Raw genomic sequence first — 15871 nt, 5'->3', positions numbered from 1 at the left:
GCGGGATAACCCTGACCATAGCAAGACTGGTGCGCGATCACGACGAAAGCGAGCACAAAACCCGTGTGCGGCTGTATCTGGATCTGGTGTCGCTGCGCAGTGACCGCAGCACCGGTGATCGATTGCGCAACGAAAAAGACAAAGGCGCCCCGGAGGGCGCCTCGTATCGGCACATCACCGGAGTTCGAAAAACTCAGCCGACCGCGTTCGACGACTTGCGCTTGCGGCGGGCCGCGACGGCCAGCCCACCCACGCCCATCAGCGCGAGCACAAGGGCTGCCGGCTCCGGCACGGCGGTGGCGGCGGACTGGAGGCTGTAGCTGCCCTTCGGGAAGAAGCCGCCGAGCACGCCGTAGTAATAGTTGCCGCTCGAGAGATTGGCGAAGCTCTGCGTGGCCGTGGTGCCGCTCGAGCCGCCGAACAGCAGGCCGCCGAGGTAGCTGTTGTCGTTGGCGTTGAACAGGCCCAGGCCGAGGATGCCGCTGCTCTTGGTGATCTCGAGCGTGGTCTGCAGCGTCGACGGGGCGGACAACTGGAAGTTGAAGACGTCGGCCACGACGAACTGCTTGCCCGAGTTGTAGCTGAAGGACCCTTCGGTGTAGTTGCCCACGAAGGCGTTGGCATGCAACGCGACGGCGGCCAGCGCCGCGACGAGATAACGCTTCAGATTCATGCAGTCTCCTGAGGGCTCGGCGCTTCAATATGAGCGCTATAGCTCTAGTTTGATCGACGACGACCGATGCAGTGTTGCGCAATTGCTGCAGTGTGTCAAAACATGTAGATTTTCGGGTTTCTCGGGACTCATCGTCGTCGGCTGAACGACACGACGCAACTCGAACTCCGGAACTTCTCGATATCACTCTATCCAATATCGGGAGATTCATCTGTTCGCTTTCGAACAGACCACCGGACAGGGCCGGTTCACTATGAAAACGAGTCTGGTCCGCGCTCGGGATTCGGGGCGCCACAAGTTCTTACAAGATTGGTGTTCGGCGAAGCCCGAATGACCGAATTGCCTGTGAATCGGTAATCGCAGGTAACTCCCACTTCATTTTTGGCGTGGATCTTGCACTGCAGCATTACTGCCGCAAAATCGGTCGATGGGAGATATCGAATGACTGCTGCGTCCTACGTGTTCAATGCTCTGCAAGTCAAGGGCCGGACCGGCCCTCGACATTCGCCGCTCGATGCGGTGAGCACGGTGTTCAATCAGGTGCTCGCGCTCATCATCCTGGTGCTCTTGAGCCCGGTGATGCTGCTGGTGTCCTGGCTCATCTGGCGCCGTGACGGGGCCCCGATCTTCTTCGGCCACTATCGCGTGGGCCGGGATGGCCGCCTGTTCCGCTGCCTCAAGTTCCGCAGCATGTACGTCAATGCCGAGCAGATGCTCGCCGACGTGCTGCGCAACGATGCGGACGCCCGGGCCGAATGGGAGCGTGATCACAAGCTCACGAAGGATCCGCGCGTCACGCCCGTCGGCGACTTCCTGCGGCGCACCAGCCTCGATGAGCTGCCGCAGCTCTTCAATGTGCTGCGCGGCGAGATGAGCCTGGTCGGGCCCCGGCCCATCACGGTGTCCGAACTCACGCGCTACGGCCGCGTGCGCTGGCACTACCTCAGCGTGCGGCCGGGCATGACCGGGCTGTGGCAGGTGAGCGGTCGCAACGAGACGTCGTATGCGGAACGGGTCGCGATGGACCGCTACTACGTCGGGCGGCGATCGCTGTGGCTGAACGCCTGGATCCTGTTCCAGACGATCGCCGTCGTCGCCACGCGGCGTGGTGCTCGCTGAAGCCCGCAGCACGGGTAGGCCGGCGGCCAGCGGGTCATCGCATCCCCGACCGAGCTGAGAGGGCCCCGATGCCAGGCGCTGGAACCTCGCTCGGCCCCGCGACGGGCCGCGTGGTGCATTTGGTGGGCCCGCTGACCGACGAGATCTTCAGCTTCCTCGGCCCGGCGACCGAGACGCTCGCCGACTCCGGGCTGGAGCAGACCGTGCTCATCGTCGATGACCTGCGCTATCGCTACCAGCTTCCGCGCTTCCATGCCCGCATCGACCTCGTGTTGGTGCCGGCGCATGGCGGCGTGGCTCAACGTGCGCAGGCCGCGATGCAGGCCCTGCGCGATGTCGTCCAGAGCGCGAAGGACGTGAGGGCGGTGCACCTGCACGGCTTCCTGCCGTCGTTGATCGGCTCCTACGTGGCGCGCTCGGTCGGACTCGACGTGCCCATGTACTACTCGCCGCACGGCTCGAAGTCGCTGGGCTCGTTGCGACGGGTGGGTGACCTGATGCTGTGGTCGCTCCGACCGGTGATCGGCTCGCTGCGCGATCTGCGCGCCATCACCAGCCTGGCCCAGGAGGCACGGGTGCTGCACACGCAGACGGAGACCCAGTCGATCGACGTGGTGGAGAGCCCGGTGGCGGCGGCCTTCTTCGAGGTCGAGCGCCACGAGGTGCCCCACCCGCTGATCGTCACGGGCAGTCGGATTCACGACCCGCGTGCGGCCGAGCTGTTCGCGCAGCTGGCGGTCTTGCTGAGCGACAAGGCCTTGCGCCTGAGCTTCAACTGGATCGGCAGCACCGACCAGAACTCGCTGGTGCGCCTGAGCGCGGCCGATGTCAGCGTGCACGACGTCCGACTGGACGCCGACCTCGCGTCGCGCCTGGCCGCAGGCTGGATCTACCTGGCGCCGGGACGGACGCGCGGGTTCCCGGTGTTCCTGGCCGAGGCGATGGCGGTCGGTCTGCCCTGCGTCGCGATCGACACGCCCGACCACCGCGACATCATTCGCCACGGCGAGACCGGCTTCCTGTGTCGCAACGAGGAAGAGATCCTCCACAGCATCGCGCAACTGATCGACCTGCCGGTGCTGCGTGCCGAGGTCGGAGAGGCCGCACGCGCCTCGGCGAAGCGGCGCTTCAGCGAGGCGCGCTTCCGCGATTCCCTGCTGTCAGCCTACGACCTGCCGGCCTCCGGGCTCGGCGGACTGTCGCCGCTCGACCTGGGTGCCGGCGGCCTCACGTCCGCCACACCCTCGGCTCCGCCCCCGCGCAGTCCCACGCCAGCCGGCGCCATCGACCTCTCACCGCTCTGAGCCGCTGCATCAGCGGCTCCACCCGCGCGCCCAGCATGCGCAGCACGACCACGTGGTCGTGCGGGGCGGTCACGCCCAGCGGCTCGGCGCCCGGTTCTGCGGCGGCCGAGTCGGGCGTGCGCGCGGCGTCGATCAGGGCCTCACGCCGCGCGTTCGCGAGCGCTGTGCCGCTCGCGAACCACAGCGTCGCCAGCACCGTGTGGCCGGCCCAGCCCAGCGGGCTGGCCAGCAGGCGCCGCGTGGTGGGGGCATGGCGCGGGTCGTCGAAATCGAGCACGCCGCGCTCCAGCCAGGGCAGCGGGTGTTCGGCGCTGCGCACCTCGATGCTCTGCTCGAAGCAGCCGCTCGCGTAGCGCTCGCCCGCCGCCGGCAGGCCCAGGGCCAGCAGGTCCCAGCCGATCATCTCGGCACCGGGCGCCAGCTCGAAGCGCAGCGCGTTGCGCGCGCGCGCGCCGTCGTGCACCAGGGTCTCGAGCGGCAGCCATTCCAGCCGTGCACCGTCGGACACCCGGGCGGTCAGGGTCTGCAGCGCGGTGTCGCCGCCGCTGCGGTAGAAGCGTGTGGCGCCCGGGGTGGTGAGCAGGGCGTGCGCGCCGGTGTCGACGCGTGCCGTCAGTGCCAGCTCGTCGCCGCCCACGATGCCGCCGGGTGGATGCACCAGCACGTGGTGGCAGATGCCCGGGCCTTCGGGGTAGAGGCTCTGCAGCACCCGCAGCGGGCCGCTGTGCACGCCGCGGCCGATGGTGCGGGGCGCCGCTGCCGCGGGGGCGTCGGGATCGAGGCGGTAGTGCAGGTCGAGGCTGCCGAGCCAGGCCATGGAATGCGTGCGGATCGGGGGAGGGATGCGGGGTGCGCGAGCGGTTGGCCGCAACTCTAGCCGCTCACCTGGACCGCGTGGCGTCGGCCTCGGCCTGGCCGACGGACCGGACCTCCAGACATGCGTCCGGCGCATGCGAAGCGCCCGAGATGTCGCTTGAGGCGGGCGATGGCGATGGGTTCAATGGATCTCGCAGCAGCGCCCGCGGCGTTTCGACTCAGGCGTTCGACCCCGGGACTGCTCGCTCGATGAACGAACCTCCGGAGCCCCCATGAACACGCTGACCCATCCGCTCGAGCACGTGCGCGCAACCCCAGGCCCATCGCATCGCAAAGGCAGGCATGTCCTGGCGCGACTGAACTACCTCCAGCCCACCGCGGAGCGTCCCTGGAGCTACGCCTGCGAGCCGCCGCCGGGAACCCCGTGGGAGAACTGCGAATACGAGGCGCGGCAGATGGAGATCCGGGACGCACGCCTCGCCGACAGGCCGCCGTGCATCGATCGCGAGGGCTTCGCGCTGTGGGACGCGCCCACGTCCGTCACCGACTTCCTCGATACCGAAGCGGTCCGGGCGCGCTACTACCCCGAAGCCGCCGAGCTGGCGCTGGCCGCCACCGGCGCGACGCGGGCCCATGTCTTCGACCATCTGGTGCGCCGGCGCGAACCCGATCGCGCCGCGCTCACGTTCGGCCGGCAACGCGCTCACGACGTGGCCGCGGCCAACGGGCGCATCCACAACGACTACACGGAGGCGTCCGGTCGCAAGCGGCTGCAGCTCGTGCTCGACGATCCCGAGGCGGCAGCCCGCGTCGGGCGGTACGCCATCGTCAACGTGTGGCGCTCGATCAAGGGCCCGGTGCTGGACACGCCGCTCGCGGTGTGCGACGCCCGCACGCTGACGGTCTCGGACCTCGTGGTCAGCGAGGTGCGGTATCCGCGCCGCACCGGCGAGATCTACGTCGCCTTGCACTCGCCGCTGCATCGATGGTCCTATTTCTCGCAGATGGATCGCCATGAAGCGCTGGTGTTCAAGCAGTACGACTCCCGGGTCAGCGGCGTGGCCCGGTTCACGCCGCACACCGCCTTCGACCTGCCCGACATTCCCGTTGACGCGCCGCTGCGCGAGAGCATCGAACTGCGCTGCCTCGTGGTCTACGGAGACGCGCGATGAGCGCCGTGCAGGAGCGTGCGCCGCACGCGGAGGCCACACCGATCGAGTTCTGGTTCGAGTTCGCCAGCAACTACAGCTACCTGAGCGTGATGCGCATCGAGGCGTGCACCGCCCGGCGGGGCGTGCCGGTCCGATGGAGGCCGTTCCTGCTGGGGCCGATCTTTCGGAGCTTCGGCTGGAAGACATCGCCCTTCGTGCTGCAGAAGGCCAAGGGCGACTACGTCTGGCAGGACATGGCGCGCCAGTGCCGCAAGTACGACCTGGCGTGGACCCCGCCTTCGGCCTTCCCCCGTTCGGCGCTGCTGCCGTTGCGTGTGGCGCTCGTGGGGGCCGAGCGTGACTGGATCGGCGCCTACTGCCGGCGCGTGATGTCGATCAACTTCGGCGAGGACCGGGAGATCGATACGAACAAGGTGGTGACGGAGGTGCTCGCGCAGCTCGGCTTGCCGGCGCGGCAGATCATCGACGAGGCGCAGTCCGAAGAGAACAAGCTGCGGCTGAGGCAGCAGACGGAGATGGCTGCGCAGCGAGGGATCTTCGGGGCGCCCATGTTCTTCGTGGGCGAAGACATGTTCTGGGGCAACGATCGCCTGGACGACGCCCTGGACCACTGTGTCCGGGGGCCTGCATAACAGGAAAAGAGGAAAGAAAAGACGGCGCCTCAGGCACGGCGAGCGCGCTTCTTCGGCGCCGTCTGCGGGGTCGCGTGAGCGGGCTCCGCGGACGTTCGCGCCTCGCTTTCTATCCACTCCGCCACGCGACGGATGTCGGCGCGCGGATGCTCGTTGGCGAGGATGAGCCAGTAGGCGTGTTCCATGTCCGCACGGTGGGTGGGCGGGGCCAGCAGCACCAGCCGGCCGGCGTCCAGCAAGGGCTGGATCAGCTCGAGGCGCCCCAGCGCCACGCCCTGGGCGGCCAGCGCGGCCTGGATCACCTGGTCGTACTGGTTGAAGTGCAGCATGCCCTGGTGCCGCACATCGGACCAGCCCGCCGCGTCGAGCCAGTCGCCCCATTGCAGCCAGGGATGCGTCGGGTTGTCGAACTCCAGCAGCGAGACCTTCGCGAGCGCCTGGGCCGACCGCAAGGACTTGATGCCCAGGGACGGGTGCGCCACCGGAGCGACGGTCTCGCCGAACAGGCGGGTCGCCCCTTCGGGCGCCAATGCCGGCGTGGTGTAGCGGATGGCCAGGTCGATGTCGTCGCTGCGCAGGTCGGCCACGCGGTTGTTCGCGGACACACGCAGGTCCACGCCCGGATGAAGTTTCTGGAACCGGCTCAGCCGCGGCAGCAGCCACAGGCCCGTCACGCCGATGCTCGCACTCAGCATCACCGGCCGGAGCACGCCGGTCGTGTGGATCTCGCCCATCACGTCCTGCATCTGCTGCACCGCGCCGTCCGCGCTGCGGAACAGCCGTTCGCCTTCGGCCGTGAAGGCAATGGAGCGGTAGCCGCGGACCAGCAGCTTCACGCCGAGCTGCTCTTCCAGCGCGCCGATCTGCCGGCTGACGGCGGATTGCGTGAGGCACAGGTCCTGCGACGCGAGCGTGATGCTCATGCGGCGTCCCACCGCGACGAAGCCCCGGATCAGGTCGAGCGATGGCAGTCGTACGAGAGGGAGTGACATTCCTGGAGCGTATGCGATGCGACGGAATGATCGATTGAAGCACAGGCGGCGCCGTCCTGTAATCCGAACCTCGAACCGGCGTGCGTGCCGGCCCCAACCGCAACCGGAGGCCCCAGGTGACAACAGCCCCGTCCCGTCGATCGACGTCCGCGGTCGCCGCCCGCCGCCAGACGCCGCCGCCACACGGCTGGCAGCAGGCCTGGCTGCCGGTGCTGGCGGGCGGGATCGTCATGGGGCTCGCACTGGGCGTGCGTCATGTGCAGGGGCTCTTCCTGCTGCCCGTCACGATGGATCGGGACTGGTCACGAGAGACCTTCGGCCTGGCGCTGGCGATCCAGAACCTGACCTGGGGCCTCGCGCAGCCGTTCACCGGCATGGTCGCCGACCGGTTCGGGTCCGCCAGGGTCGTCGTCGGGGGGCTGGCGGCCTATGCCGCCGGGCTGGTCCTCATGGTGCATGCGGACACGCCCGCCGGCTTCGTCTGGGCCGCGGGCGTCTGCATCGGGATCGGCCTGTCGGGCACCACCTTCGGGGTCGTGTACGGGGCGCTCAGCAGGCAGGTGGCGCCCGAGCTCAGGAGCTGGGCGCTCGGGCTGTCGGGCGCGATCGGCGGGTTCGCGCAGTTCGCGATGGTGCCGGCGGCGCACCAGATCCTGAGCGCCTGGGGCTGGCGCGGGGCGCTGCTCGCGCTGTCGGTCGTCATGCTGCTGGTCCTCCCGTGCGCGCTGCCGCTGCGCAGCCGTCCCGACACGTCGGCGGCGGCCGAGGTGGACATGCCGCTCTCCGCCGCCTTGTGCGAGGCCTTCCGCCACCCCGGCTTCTGGATGCTCAACCTCGGCTTCCTCGCCTGCGGCTTCCAGTTGGCGTTCATCGCCACGCACCTGCCGGCCTACCTGCTGGACCGGGGCATGGGGCCCGCCCACGCGGTGACGGCGCTCGCCCTCATCGCACTGACGAACGTGCTCGGCACGTACGGCTGCGGCCTGCTGGGCGCGAGCCACCGCAGGAAGAAGCTGCTGGCCGGCATCTACCTGCTGCGCACCGCGGCGATGGCGCTGTTCGTGCTGCTGCCGCTCACGCCGACCAGCCTGTACGTGTTCGCCGCGGTGATGGGCTTCGTCTGGCTGGGAACGGCACCGCTCACCAACGGGCTGGTGTCGCAGGTGTTCGGCGTGCGCTACATCACCACGCTCTTCGGCTTCGTCTTCTTCGGCCATCAGCTGGGGTCCTTCCTCGGCGTGTGGATGGGCAGCCATCTGTTCGAGGCCACCCGGTCCTACGAGCTGATCTGGTTCGTTGCGATGGCCTTGGGCGTCGCCGCAGCGGCGCTGCACTGGCCCATCGACGACCGGCAGCTCCGCCGGCCCGCGATGGCGAGGGCGTCCGCATGAAACGCCCGACGCCGGCGCCGCAGCACGACCCGTCGCCGCCCTCCCAGCGCTCAAGGGCGCTGGCATTCCGGGCCCTGCATGCCCGCGCCGACGGCTTCATCGTGCCGAACCCGTGGGACGTCGGCAGCGCGCGGCTGCTCGCGCAACTGGGCTTCGAGGCCCTGGCGACGACCAGCGCCGGCTACGCCTTCTCGCGCGGCGTGCCCGACAACTTCGTGCCGCGCGACACACTCATGGCGCACCTGGCCGAGATCGCCGCGGCCACCTGCCTCCCGGTCACCGCGGACCTCGAGAACGGCTTCGGCGACGCGCCCGAAGACGTGGCCCGGACCCTCCGGCTGGCGGCCGAAGCGGGCGTCGTGGGCGGCTCCATCGAGGATGCGCGCAGCGGCCCCGGTGACCGGCTCTACGCGCGCGAGTTCGCCGCCGAGCGCATCCGCGCCGCGGCGGAAGCGGCGCGGTCGCTGCCGTTTCCGTTCGTGCTGACGGCGAGGGCCGAAAACTACCGTGTCGGCCAACCCGATCTGGCGGACACCATCGCGCGGCTGCAGGCCTACCAGGAGGCCGGCGCCGATGTGCTGTTCGCGCCGGGCCTGATCCGCCAGCAGGACATCGCGACCGTCGTGCGTTCCGTGGACCGGCCGGTCAACGTGATGCTCGGCGATCCTTGCCTGGTGCTGGGGGCGCCGGAGCTCGCGCAGCTCGGGGTGCGACGCGTCAGCGTCGGCGCATCGCTGGCGCGCGCCGCGTTCGGCGAGTTCCTGCGGGCGGCGAGCGAGTTGCGGAACCTCGGCAGCGCGTCCTACGCACGGGCCGCCGTGAGCGCGGCCGACCTCGGCCGATGCTTCTCGCCCTACACCGGCGGGCCGGCATGAGATCGGCGCCAGGCATCCCGCACCGTACCGGCGACGCACCCCCACCGATCCACTTCCAGGAGACCCGATGGACCATGTGCTGATCATTCACTCCGTGCACGACTACGCGGCCTGGAAGCAGGTCTTCGACGAGGCCGCCACGCTGCGCAAGCGCGCCGGTGAATTGAGCTACCAGCTCCTGCGCGACGAGCACGATGCCAACCGCGTCGTCCACTTCTCGCGATGGACATCGCTCGCGGAAGCCCGCGCCTTCTTCGAATCGCCGGGGCTGGTGGAGATCCGGCGACGTGCCGGTGTCGAAGCTCCCGAGTTCAACTACCTGCACGGCCTGGAGCAAGGCACGCTCTGAGCGCCCGCGCCACTCGCCGGGCTCCTGGAGCGCACCGCAAGAAGGAGAACACACGATGACCCAGCGCAGCCTGGAGGAAGACGATGCGCTCGAGGACTTCGCGCATCGCGAGATCACGCTCGACGGCGTTGCCAGGGTGGTGCATGTGGCCGGCACCGGGCCGGCTGTGATCGTGATGAGCGAGATGCCAGGCATCAGCCCCCATGTCGCGCGTTTCGGCCGCTGGGTGCGCGACGCGGGGCTGACCGTCTACATGCCGTCGCTGTTCGGCCGCGATGGCGCGGTTGCCCGTGCCGACGAGGGGGCCGCCGTGTTCCGCCGGGCGTGTGTGAGCGCGGAGTTCCGGGCGTTCGCCGGCCGCGACGGGAGCCACCGTTCGAGCCCGGTCACCCACTGGCTCAGGTCGCTGGCCCGGCTGGCGCACCAGGAGTGCGGCGGGCTCGGGGTCGGCGCCATCGGCATGTGCTGGACCGGCAACTTCGCGCTGTCGATGATGCTGGAGCCCGCGATGCTGGCGCCGGTGCTGTCTCAGCCGTCGCTGCCGCTGGACGACCCGGGCGGCATCGAGATCTCGCCCGCCGAGATCGCGGCCGTCCGCCAACGGCTCGACAGCGAGGACCTCTCGGTCCTCGCCTTCCGCTTCGAGGGTGACCGGTTCTGCAGGGCCGAGCGCTTCGCGGCCTATGCCGCGGCGCTGGGCGAACGGTTCGTGGCACGGGTGCTCCCGGACCATGCCGCGAACACGCAAGTCCCGCCGTTCTTCGCGCAGCATGTGCCCACGCCTCACAGCGTGCTGACCGCGCACCTGATCGACGAGGCAGGGCAGCCCACCTTGGCTGCGCGTGATGAGATCCTGGCGTTCCTGGTCCGCCGCCTCGTCGAGCCCCGGACCCTGGCGCCGAACCACCGCCATGCAGAGTAGGAGAACGCGATGAGAGACGACAAGAGGCCGGTGGCGATCCACGCGCTCCAGGCCGCGGCGCGGACGAAGCCGTCGAACTATCCGGAGCCCTTCGCGTCCCGCATGGCGGGGCGTGTCATCCGTCCGCTCGGCGATGTCTTCGGCCTGTCGAATTTCGGCGTCAACCTGACGCTGCTGGCGCCCGGCGCGGTGTCGGCGCTGCGGCACGCGCACAGCCGACAGGACGAGTTCGTCTACATCGTGGCGGGCTCGCCGACGCTGGTCACCGACGCGGGCGAGACGCCGCTGCAGCCCGGCATGTGCGCCGGATTCCGCGCGGGAAGCGGCGACGCGCACAGGCTGGTCAATCGCGCCGACCACGATTGCCTCTTCCTGGTGGTGGGCGACCGGACTGCCGGCGACAGTGCGATCTACCCGGACGACGATCTCGTGGCGCAGTTGGGCGAGGGCGGCCGGTGGCAGTTCCTGTACAAGAACGGTGATCCGTATTGACGCGCTCGCGCCGACCTCTTCGAGGAGTGAAGACATGAACGTCCTGAAGATCGCCGCGTTCTCCGACGGCGCTGCCGGAGGCAATCCGGCGGGCGTCGTGCTGGTCGATGCGTTTCCCGGCGATGCCGACATGCAGCGCATCGCCGCCGAGGTCGGGTTCTCGGAGACCGTGTTCGCGGTGCCGGCAGATCGCGGCTGGCGCGTCCGCTACTTCTCGCCGGAGGCCGAGGTCCCGTTCTGCGGCCACGCGACGATCGCGCTCGGGGCGGCACTCGCGCTCAGCCAGGGCGACGGGGCATTCGCCTTGTCGCTCAACGCGGCCGACATCACGGTGGAGGGCCGACGGAGCGAGGGGAATGCGGTGTGGGCGGCGCTGCAATCGCCGCCCACGCGCAGCATGCCGGCCACGCCGCAGCTGATCTCGGACGTCCTCGCGCTGTTCGGCTACGCGGTCGATGACCTCGATCTCGCCCTCCCGCCTGCCCGCATCCACGCGGGCGCGGACCACCTGGTGCTGGCCTTGAAGACTCGCGCCGGGCTGGCCTCGATGGCGTACGACCTGGAGGCCGGTCGTGCCCTGATGAAGCGCGAGGGCCTGGTGACGGTCCTGTTGCTGCATGCGCAGACGAAGCAGTTGTTCCACGCGCGCAATGCGTTTGCGTACGGCGGTGTCTACGAGGATCCCGCGACGGGCGCCGCGACGGCCGCCCTCGCGGGCTACCTGCGCGACATCGGGTGGCCGCACGGCGGCGTGATCGACGTCGTGCAGGGCGAGGACATGGGCATGCGCTCCTGCCTGCGGGCTGAAATTCCGGCCCGGCCCGGCAGCTCGATCCGCGTCTCCGGCGCCGCGAGGCTCATGGCGGCCTGAAGGCGCGAGCGCGCACGAGGCGCTCACCCGGCGCGGCCGGAATGCGGTGCGGCAGAAAAGTCGTTTGAGCGAAGCTGCCGCGCGGGCTGCAATGAGCAGGTCATCTTTTCGAGGCCGCGCCAGCATGATGAAGTCGAGCTCTCGCCACGTCCTGATCGCGTGGAACGAACGCCTGGAGCGCGCTGTCGGCGCCGCGCCTCGCCTCTGGCGTCGACCGGGCCTCGTGTCCCGACCTGGCGCCCTGGTGGTGGAGGTCGCGTTCGCCCAGCCCTACCGCATCGACTCGTCGACGGACCTGTGGGTCGCGTGCCTGAGCGGGACGGCGTGGTTGACGCGGGAAGGTTGCCGCGCCGACACGATCCTTTCGCCGGGCGACGTTCAGCGCGTGCCGTGTACCGGGAAGCCACTGGTCGTCGGCATGCCACGCTGCAGGCTCCGGATCGCCCTGCAGCGCGAACACCTGGCGGAGCGACACGACATGCCGACGGCCTGAGGCCTGACGGCGCTCCCGGTGGCCGGTCAGGCGAGCAACGCGAAGCCCGAGTCGCGCGGCGGCTCGTCGGCCGAGCGGGCCTTGGCGCGGCTGGAGAGCGAGAAGAACACCGTGGTGCCCTCGTCGGGCTGCGAGCTCAGGCGGATGTGGCCGCCGTGGCGGCGCACGATGCGCTGGCAGGTGGCCAGTCCGACGCCGGTGCCGCTGAACTCCGACGCTTCGTGCAGCCGCTGGAAGGGCTTGAAGAGCTTGTCCGCCTGGCGCGTGTCGAAGCCGACGCCGTTGTCGCGGACGAAGAACTCCGCGCCGTCCGGCGATTCGACGCGCCCCACCTCGATCACGGCGCGCGTGCGCTTGCCCGAGTACTTCCACGCGTTGCCGATCAGGTTCATCAGCAGCGAGCGCGCCAGGCCGGGGTCGGCCTGCGCATGCAGCCCGTCGTGGATCTTCACCTCGGCCTGGCGGCCAGGCTCGGACTGCCGCAGCTCGGCCACCACCTCGCGAGCGATGTCGCCCAGGTCCACGGGCACCGGCTGCAATTGGTGCGTCGCCACCTGCGACAGTGCCAGCAGGTCGTTGATCAGGTGGTTCATGCCGCGCGCCGAGCGCTCCACGTGGCTGGCCATCCGGTCCCCCTCGGCGCCCAGCGCAGGCGCATGCCGCGCCCGCAGCAGGCCGATGAATCCGATGATGGCGTTCAGCGGTGTCTTCAGGTCGTGGGCGGCCGTGCGGGCGAAGGCGTCGAGCTCCTCGTTGGCGAACTGCAGCGCGGCGGTGCGGGCCTGCACGCGTTCCTCCAGTTGCTCGTTGGCGTCGCGCAGGGCCTGCGCGGCCGCCCGGACGTCGGTGATGTCCTCGATGATGCCGCCCACCAGCCGCGAGCCGTCGCTCGCATCGACGATGCGGCGCTTGCGGTCGGCCACCCAGCGCACGCTGCCGTCGGGACGGCAGATGCGGTACTCGCACTGCGCGCTGCCGAAGGCCACCAGGTTGAGCAGCGATTCCTCGACGATCGGCCGGTCCTCCGCGTGCACCAGCGACAGCCACAGCGTGCGGTCCTGCATCAGTGAGCGTGCCGGGTGGCCGCAGATCGTCACGAACGCCGGGCTGGCGTAGAGCATCTCGCGCACGTCGTCCTTGCCGATCCACAGCGCTTCCTGCAGGCTGTCGTGCAGCTGGCGGAACTGGAGCTCCTGGCGCTTGAGCGCGTCGCGCGTTCGGACCTCGTCGGTCACGTCGTCGGCGATCACCAGCACGCTGTCGCGGTGCCGGATGCGCATGCGGTGCAGGCTCACGTGCACATGGCACAGCTCGCCGTTCTTCTTGCGGTGGCGCACGATGCCGGCGTCGTGGTGCGGCAGCAGCGTCTCGCTCAGCAGGCTCATCATCTTCGGCACGTCCTCGGGCGGGCGCATGTCGGTGGCCACCATGCCCAGGAACTCGGCTTCCGTATAGCCGTAGTGCGCGACTGCGGCGTGGTTCACCGCGATGAAGCGCAGCGTCTCCTCGTCGAAGGCCCACATCGGCTTCGGGTGGTGCTGGAACAGGTCCTGCACCCGCACCTCGCCGATGTGCAGGCGCTGCTGGGCCTTCAGCAGGGCCAGGTTGCCGGCGCGCACCAGCGTGACGACCAGCAGACCGCTCAGCAGCACGAAGGCGATGCCCTTGTAGCGCTGGGCGAACGTCAGCCAGTCGACGTCGCTGGAGACCGTGAGCACCAGCGCATCGGACAGCAGGATCCAGGCGATGCCGGCGACGATGTAGGTCGCGCCGATGCCCAGCGCGACCTGCGTTGCCCGACGTCGAAAGACCGAATCCATGCGGCGCTCTGCCCCCGGGAACAGGACGAAGCGCCGACTGTAACGCTGCGCGGGTGCCCGCGATCAGCGTTTTGCCGGCGCGTCGCGCGGGGCGCGAACGGTTAGAAGGATTCCCAGTCGTCGGTGCCGCTGCGGGCCGCCGGCGCCGCGGTGGCCTGAGCCGCTGCCTTGGCTTGGAAGGCCGGTCGCACCACGTTGGTGGCGCGGTTCGGACCACGCCGTTCGATCGTCGGCGCGGTGGCGGCCTTGTGGGGCTTGGCCGGGGCCGGCGCCGGCAGTGCCAGCGGCGCGCGGCTCGACGAGCCGTGAGCCGGGGCCGAGGAGGCGTCGTGCGCCAGCTTGAACACCGCCACGGCCTGCACCAGCTGCTGGGCCTGGGCCTTCAGGCTCTCGGCGGCGGCGGCGCTTTCCTCCACCAGCGCGGCGTTCTGCTGCGTGGCCTGGTCCATCTGCGTGACGGCCTCGCCCACCTGCGCCACACCGGCGCTCTGCTCTTTGCTGGCCGAGCTGATCTCGCCCATGATGTCGGTCACGCGGCGGATCGACGAGACCACCTCGCTCATCGTCGCGCCGGCCTGGTCGACCAGTGCGCTGCCTTGCGCCACGCGCTCGACGCTGGCGTTGATCAGGCTCTTGATCTCCTTGGCGGCATCGGCGCTGCGCTGCGCCAGATTGCGCACCTCGCTGGCCACCACCGCGAAACCGCGGCCCTGCTCGCCGGCGCGCGCCGCTTCCACCGCAGCGTTCAACGCCAGGATGTTGGTCTGGAACGCGATGCTGTCGATCACGCCGATGATGTCGGCGATCTTCTTCGAGCTGTCGTTGATGCCCTTCATGGTGTCGACCACCTGGCCGACCACGTCGCCGCCCTTGACCGCCACGGTCGAGGCGCCCAGCGCGAGCTGGTTGCCCTGCTGCGCGTTGTCGGCGTTCTGCTTCACGGTGCTCGACAGTTCTTCCATCGAGGCCGCGGTCTCTTCCAGTGCGCTGGCCTGTTCCTCGGTGCGGCTGGAAAGGTCGTTGTTGCCCTGGGCGATCTGCGCCGAGGCGGTGGCCACGCCCTCGGCGTTGCGACGCACCTCGCCCACGATCGCCGCGAGGCGGGTCTTCATGTCGTGCAGCGCGCCCAGCAGCACGCCGGTCTCGTTCTTGCCGTCGGCGGCGAACTCCATCGCCAGGTCGCCGCCGGCGACGGCGCGCGCGATCGAGGCCGCCTCGGCCAGCGGCCGGGTCGTCGTGCGGATGATCCACAGCGCCATCACGCCGGCGACCACGAAGGCGGCGGCCAGCAGCGCGGCCACGCTGGAGATGGTGCTGGAGACGGCCTGGCCGACCTCGTCGGCCGAGGCCGTCATCAGGTTTTCCTGGATCCGGATCAGCTCGTCGAGGCTGGTCATGTAGGCCACCTGCTTGGGCGTCACCTCGCGCACGAGCACGAGCTTGGCCTCGTCGACCTGGCCGGCGCGCAGCAGCTCGAGCACCTTGTCGCGCGGTCCGCGGTAGTCGGCGCGGGCGGCCATCAGCTTGTCGAGCGCGGCCTTGCCCTGCGCGCTGGTGATGCTGCGCTTGAGCGTGTCGATGTTCGCGTTGGTGCGCTTGCTGCTGTTGGCGATCACGTCGAACTGGGCCTTCACGTCGGCCGGCTCGCTCATCACGAACAGGTTGCGGATCGCCAGCGAGACCTCGTTGTTCACCGTGCGGATGTCGCCGGCGGTCTGGATCTTCGGGTAGCGGTCGTCCATCACGTCGGCGAACTCGCCCTGGATGTCGGTCACCTTCAGGATGGCCAGCGCGCCCAGCAGGCTCATCAGCACGGCCATCGCCGCAAAGCCCAGCGTGAGCCGGGTCGAGATCTTCATGTCTTTCAGGTTCATGGCGTCGTGTCGAGGGGATCGAGAGCAGGGGGCCGGGCGGGCGCAGCACGGCGCTGCCCCATCACACTGCCATGGT

At 69.6% G+C, this 15871-nt stretch carries 16 protein-coding genes; 11 read left to right on the top strand and 5 right to left on the bottom strand.

Annotation, left to right across the window (positions count from 1 at the left end; translation table 11 throughout):
* Positions 1-193 precede the first annotated feature (193 nt).
* Complete coding sequence (locus ASC67_RS19120) at positions 194-673, bottom strand: FxDxF family PEP-CTERM protein (RefSeq protein ID WP_056325866.1); 480 nt, start codon at positions 671-673, stop codon at positions 194-196.
* 441 nt (positions 674-1114) lie between these two features.
* Between ASC67_RS19120 and ASC67_RS19115 the strand changes: the two genes are divergently transcribed.
* On the top strand, positions 1115-1792 hold the full coding sequence (locus tag ASC67_RS19115) for a sugar transferase (RefSeq protein ID WP_056325862.1): 678 nt from the start codon (positions 1115-1117) through the stop codon (positions 1790-1792).
* A gap of 68 nt (positions 1793-1860) precedes the next feature.
* Positions 1861-3096 carry a glycosyltransferase family 4 protein gene (locus ASC67_RS21220; protein WP_082536125.1) on the top strand — a complete coding sequence of 412 codons (1236 nt, stop codon included), beginning with the start codon at positions 1861-1863 and terminating at the stop codon, positions 3094-3096.
* On the opposite strand, the gene ASC67_RS19105 is transcribed toward ASC67_RS21220, so the two are convergent.
* Positions 3020-3913: an urease accessory protein UreD gene (locus ASC67_RS19105; RefSeq protein ID WP_056325854.1), complete on the bottom strand. Its 894-nt coding sequence runs from the start codon at positions 3911-3913 to the stop codon at positions 3020-3022. The genes ASC67_RS21220 and ASC67_RS19105 overlap by 77 nt on opposite strands.
* A gap of 271 nt (positions 3914-4184) precedes the next feature.
* Here ASC67_RS19105 and ASC67_RS19100 point away from each other — a divergent pair, with 271 nt between their 5' ends.
* Both ASC67_RS19100 and ASC67_RS19095 read left to right on the top strand, forming a co-directional pair.
* Positions 4185-5084 (top strand): CmcJ/NvfI family oxidoreductase, encoded by a 900-nt coding sequence (locus ASC67_RS19100; RefSeq protein ID WP_056325851.1) that lies wholly within the window; start codon positions 4185-4187, stop codon positions 5082-5084.
* Positions 5081-5716 (top strand): 2-hydroxychromene-2-carboxylate isomerase, encoded by a 636-nt coding sequence (locus ASC67_RS19095; RefSeq protein ID WP_056325847.1) that lies wholly within the window; start codon positions 5081-5083, stop codon positions 5714-5716. The genes ASC67_RS19100 and ASC67_RS19095 overlap by 4 nt, the downstream gene beginning before the upstream one ends.
* Positions 5717-5745: 29 nt before the next feature.
* Here the strand turns inward: ASC67_RS19095 and ASC67_RS19090 are convergent, their stop codons facing one another.
* A complete protein-coding gene (locus ASC67_RS19090) occupies positions 5746-6708 on the bottom strand; it encodes a LysR substrate-binding domain-containing protein (protein ID WP_056325842.1) in 963 nt (320 codons plus the stop codon).
* A 230-nt stretch (positions 6709-6938) separates the two neighbouring features.
* Between ASC67_RS19090 and ASC67_RS19085 the strand changes: the two genes are divergently transcribed.
* From ASC67_RS19085 to ASC67_RS19055, 7 genes are all read left to right on the top strand, one after another.
* The gene (locus ASC67_RS19085) at positions 6939-8099 is read left to right on the top strand and encodes an MFS transporter (RefSeq protein WP_056326014.1); all 1161 of its coding nucleotides are present in this window, start codon (positions 6939-6941) and stop codon (positions 8097-8099) included.
* Positions 8096-8974 (top strand): isocitrate lyase/phosphoenolpyruvate mutase family protein, encoded by an 879-nt coding sequence (locus ASC67_RS19080; protein ID WP_056325838.1) that lies wholly within the window; start codon positions 8096-8098, stop codon positions 8972-8974. Before ASC67_RS19085 ends, ASC67_RS19080 begins: the two co-directional genes overlap by 4 nt.
* Before the next feature lie 67 nt (positions 8975-9041).
* Entirely contained in the window at positions 9042-9323 is a 282-nt protein-coding gene (locus ASC67_RS19075) for a putative quinol monooxygenase (RefSeq protein ID WP_056325834.1), read from the top strand.
* A 55-nt stretch (positions 9324-9378) separates the two neighbouring features.
* Complete coding sequence (locus ASC67_RS19070) at positions 9379-10245, top strand: dienelactone hydrolase family protein (protein WP_056325831.1); 867 nt, start codon at positions 9379-9381, stop codon at positions 10243-10245.
* 30 nt (positions 10246-10275) lie between these two features.
* Positions 10276-10737 carry a cupin domain-containing protein gene (locus ASC67_RS19065; RefSeq protein WP_235566389.1) on the top strand — a complete coding sequence of 154 codons (462 nt, stop codon included), beginning with the start codon at positions 10276-10278 and terminating at the stop codon, positions 10735-10737.
* Positions 10738-10771: 34 nt separating this feature from the next.
* Entirely contained in the window at positions 10772-11608 is an 837-nt protein-coding gene (locus tag ASC67_RS19060; protein WP_056325824.1) for a PhzF family phenazine biosynthesis protein, read from the top strand.
* Between the two features lie 124 nt (positions 11609-11732).
* Positions 11733-12101, top strand: a complete 369-nt coding sequence (locus tag ASC67_RS19055; RefSeq protein ID WP_056325820.1) for a DUF2917 domain-containing protein — start codon at positions 11733-11735, stop codon at positions 12099-12101.
* Between the two features lie 26 nt (positions 12102-12127).
* On the opposite strand, the gene ASC67_RS19050 is transcribed toward ASC67_RS19055, so the two are convergent.
* Together ASC67_RS19050 and ASC67_RS19045 are read right to left on the bottom strand one after the other, a co-directional pair.
* On the bottom strand, positions 12128-13921 hold the full coding sequence (locus ASC67_RS19050) for a PAS domain S-box protein (protein WP_056325816.1): 1794 nt from the start codon (positions 13919-13921) through the stop codon (positions 12128-12130).
* A gap of 101 nt (positions 13922-14022) precedes the next feature.
* Positions 14023-15795 carry a methyl-accepting chemotaxis protein gene (locus tag ASC67_RS19045; RefSeq protein ID WP_056325813.1) on the bottom strand — a complete coding sequence of 591 codons (1773 nt, stop codon included), beginning with the start codon at positions 15793-15795 and terminating at the stop codon, positions 14023-14025.
* Positions 15796-15871 lie beyond the last annotated feature (76 nt).

This window comes from Methylibium sp. Root1272, assembly GCF_001425905.1.
Taxonomy (GTDB): domain Bacteria; phylum Pseudomonadota; class Gammaproteobacteria; order Burkholderiales; family Burkholderiaceae_C; genus Methylibium.
The sequence above is the reverse complement of the archived record's forward strand: the minus strand, read 5'-3'. Positions and strand labels throughout refer to the sequence as shown.

Bases quoted from the DNA above. Each gene is read 5' to 3' on its own strand.
- ASC67_RS19120 (WP_056325866.1), bottom strand. From the start codon at position 673: ATGAATCTGAAGCGTTATCTCGTCGCGGCGCTGGCCGCCGTCGCGTTG.
- ASC67_RS19075 (WP_056325834.1), top strand. From the start codon at position 9,042: ATGGACCATGTGCTGATCATTCACTCCGTGCACGACTACGCGGCCTGG.
- ASC67_RS19080 (WP_056325838.1), top strand. From the start codon at position 8,096: ATGAAACGCCCGACGCCGGCGCCGCAGCACGACCCGTCGCCGCCCTCC.
- ASC67_RS19060 (WP_056325824.1), top strand. From the start codon at position 10,772: ATGAACGTCCTGAAGATCGCCGCGTTCTCCGACGGCGCTGCCGGAGGC.
- ASC67_RS19050 (WP_056325816.1), bottom strand. From the start codon at position 13,921: ATGGATTCGGTCTTTCGACGTCGGGCAACGCAGGTCGCGCTGGGCATC.
- ASC67_RS19055 (WP_056325820.1), top strand. From the start codon at position 11,733: ATGATGAAGTCGAGCTCTCGCCACGTCCTGATCGCGTGGAACGAACGC.
- ASC67_RS21220 (WP_082536125.1), top strand. From the start codon at position 1,861: ATGCCAGGCGCTGGAACCTCGCTCGGCCCCGCGACGGGCCGCGTGGTG.
- ASC67_RS19115 (WP_056325862.1), top strand. From the start codon at position 1,115: ATGACTGCTGCGTCCTACGTGTTCAATGCTCTGCAAGTCAAGGGCCGG.
- ASC67_RS19085 (WP_056326014.1), top strand. From the start codon at position 6,939: ATGGGGCTCGCACTGGGCGTGCGTCATGTGCAGGGGCTCTTCCTGCTG.
- ASC67_RS19070 (WP_056325831.1), top strand. From the start codon at position 9,379: ATGACCCAGCGCAGCCTGGAGGAAGACGATGCGCTCGAGGACTTCGCG.
- ASC67_RS19095 (WP_056325847.1), top strand. From the start codon at position 5,081: ATGAGCGCCGTGCAGGAGCGTGCGCCGCACGCGGAGGCCACACCGATC.
- ASC67_RS19090 (WP_056325842.1), bottom strand. From the start codon at position 6,708: ATGTCACTCCCTCTCGTACGACTGCCATCGCTCGACCTGATCCGGGGC.
- ASC67_RS19105 (WP_056325854.1), bottom strand. From the start codon at position 3,913: ATGGCCTGGCTCGGCAGCCTCGACCTGCACTACCGCCTCGATCCCGAC.
- ASC67_RS19045 (WP_056325813.1), bottom strand. From the start codon at position 15,795: ATGAACCTGAAAGACATGAAGATCTCGACCCGGCTCACGCTGGGCTTT.
- ASC67_RS19100 (WP_056325851.1), top strand. From the start codon at position 4,185: ATGAACACGCTGACCCATCCGCTCGAGCACGTGCGCGCAACCCCAGGC.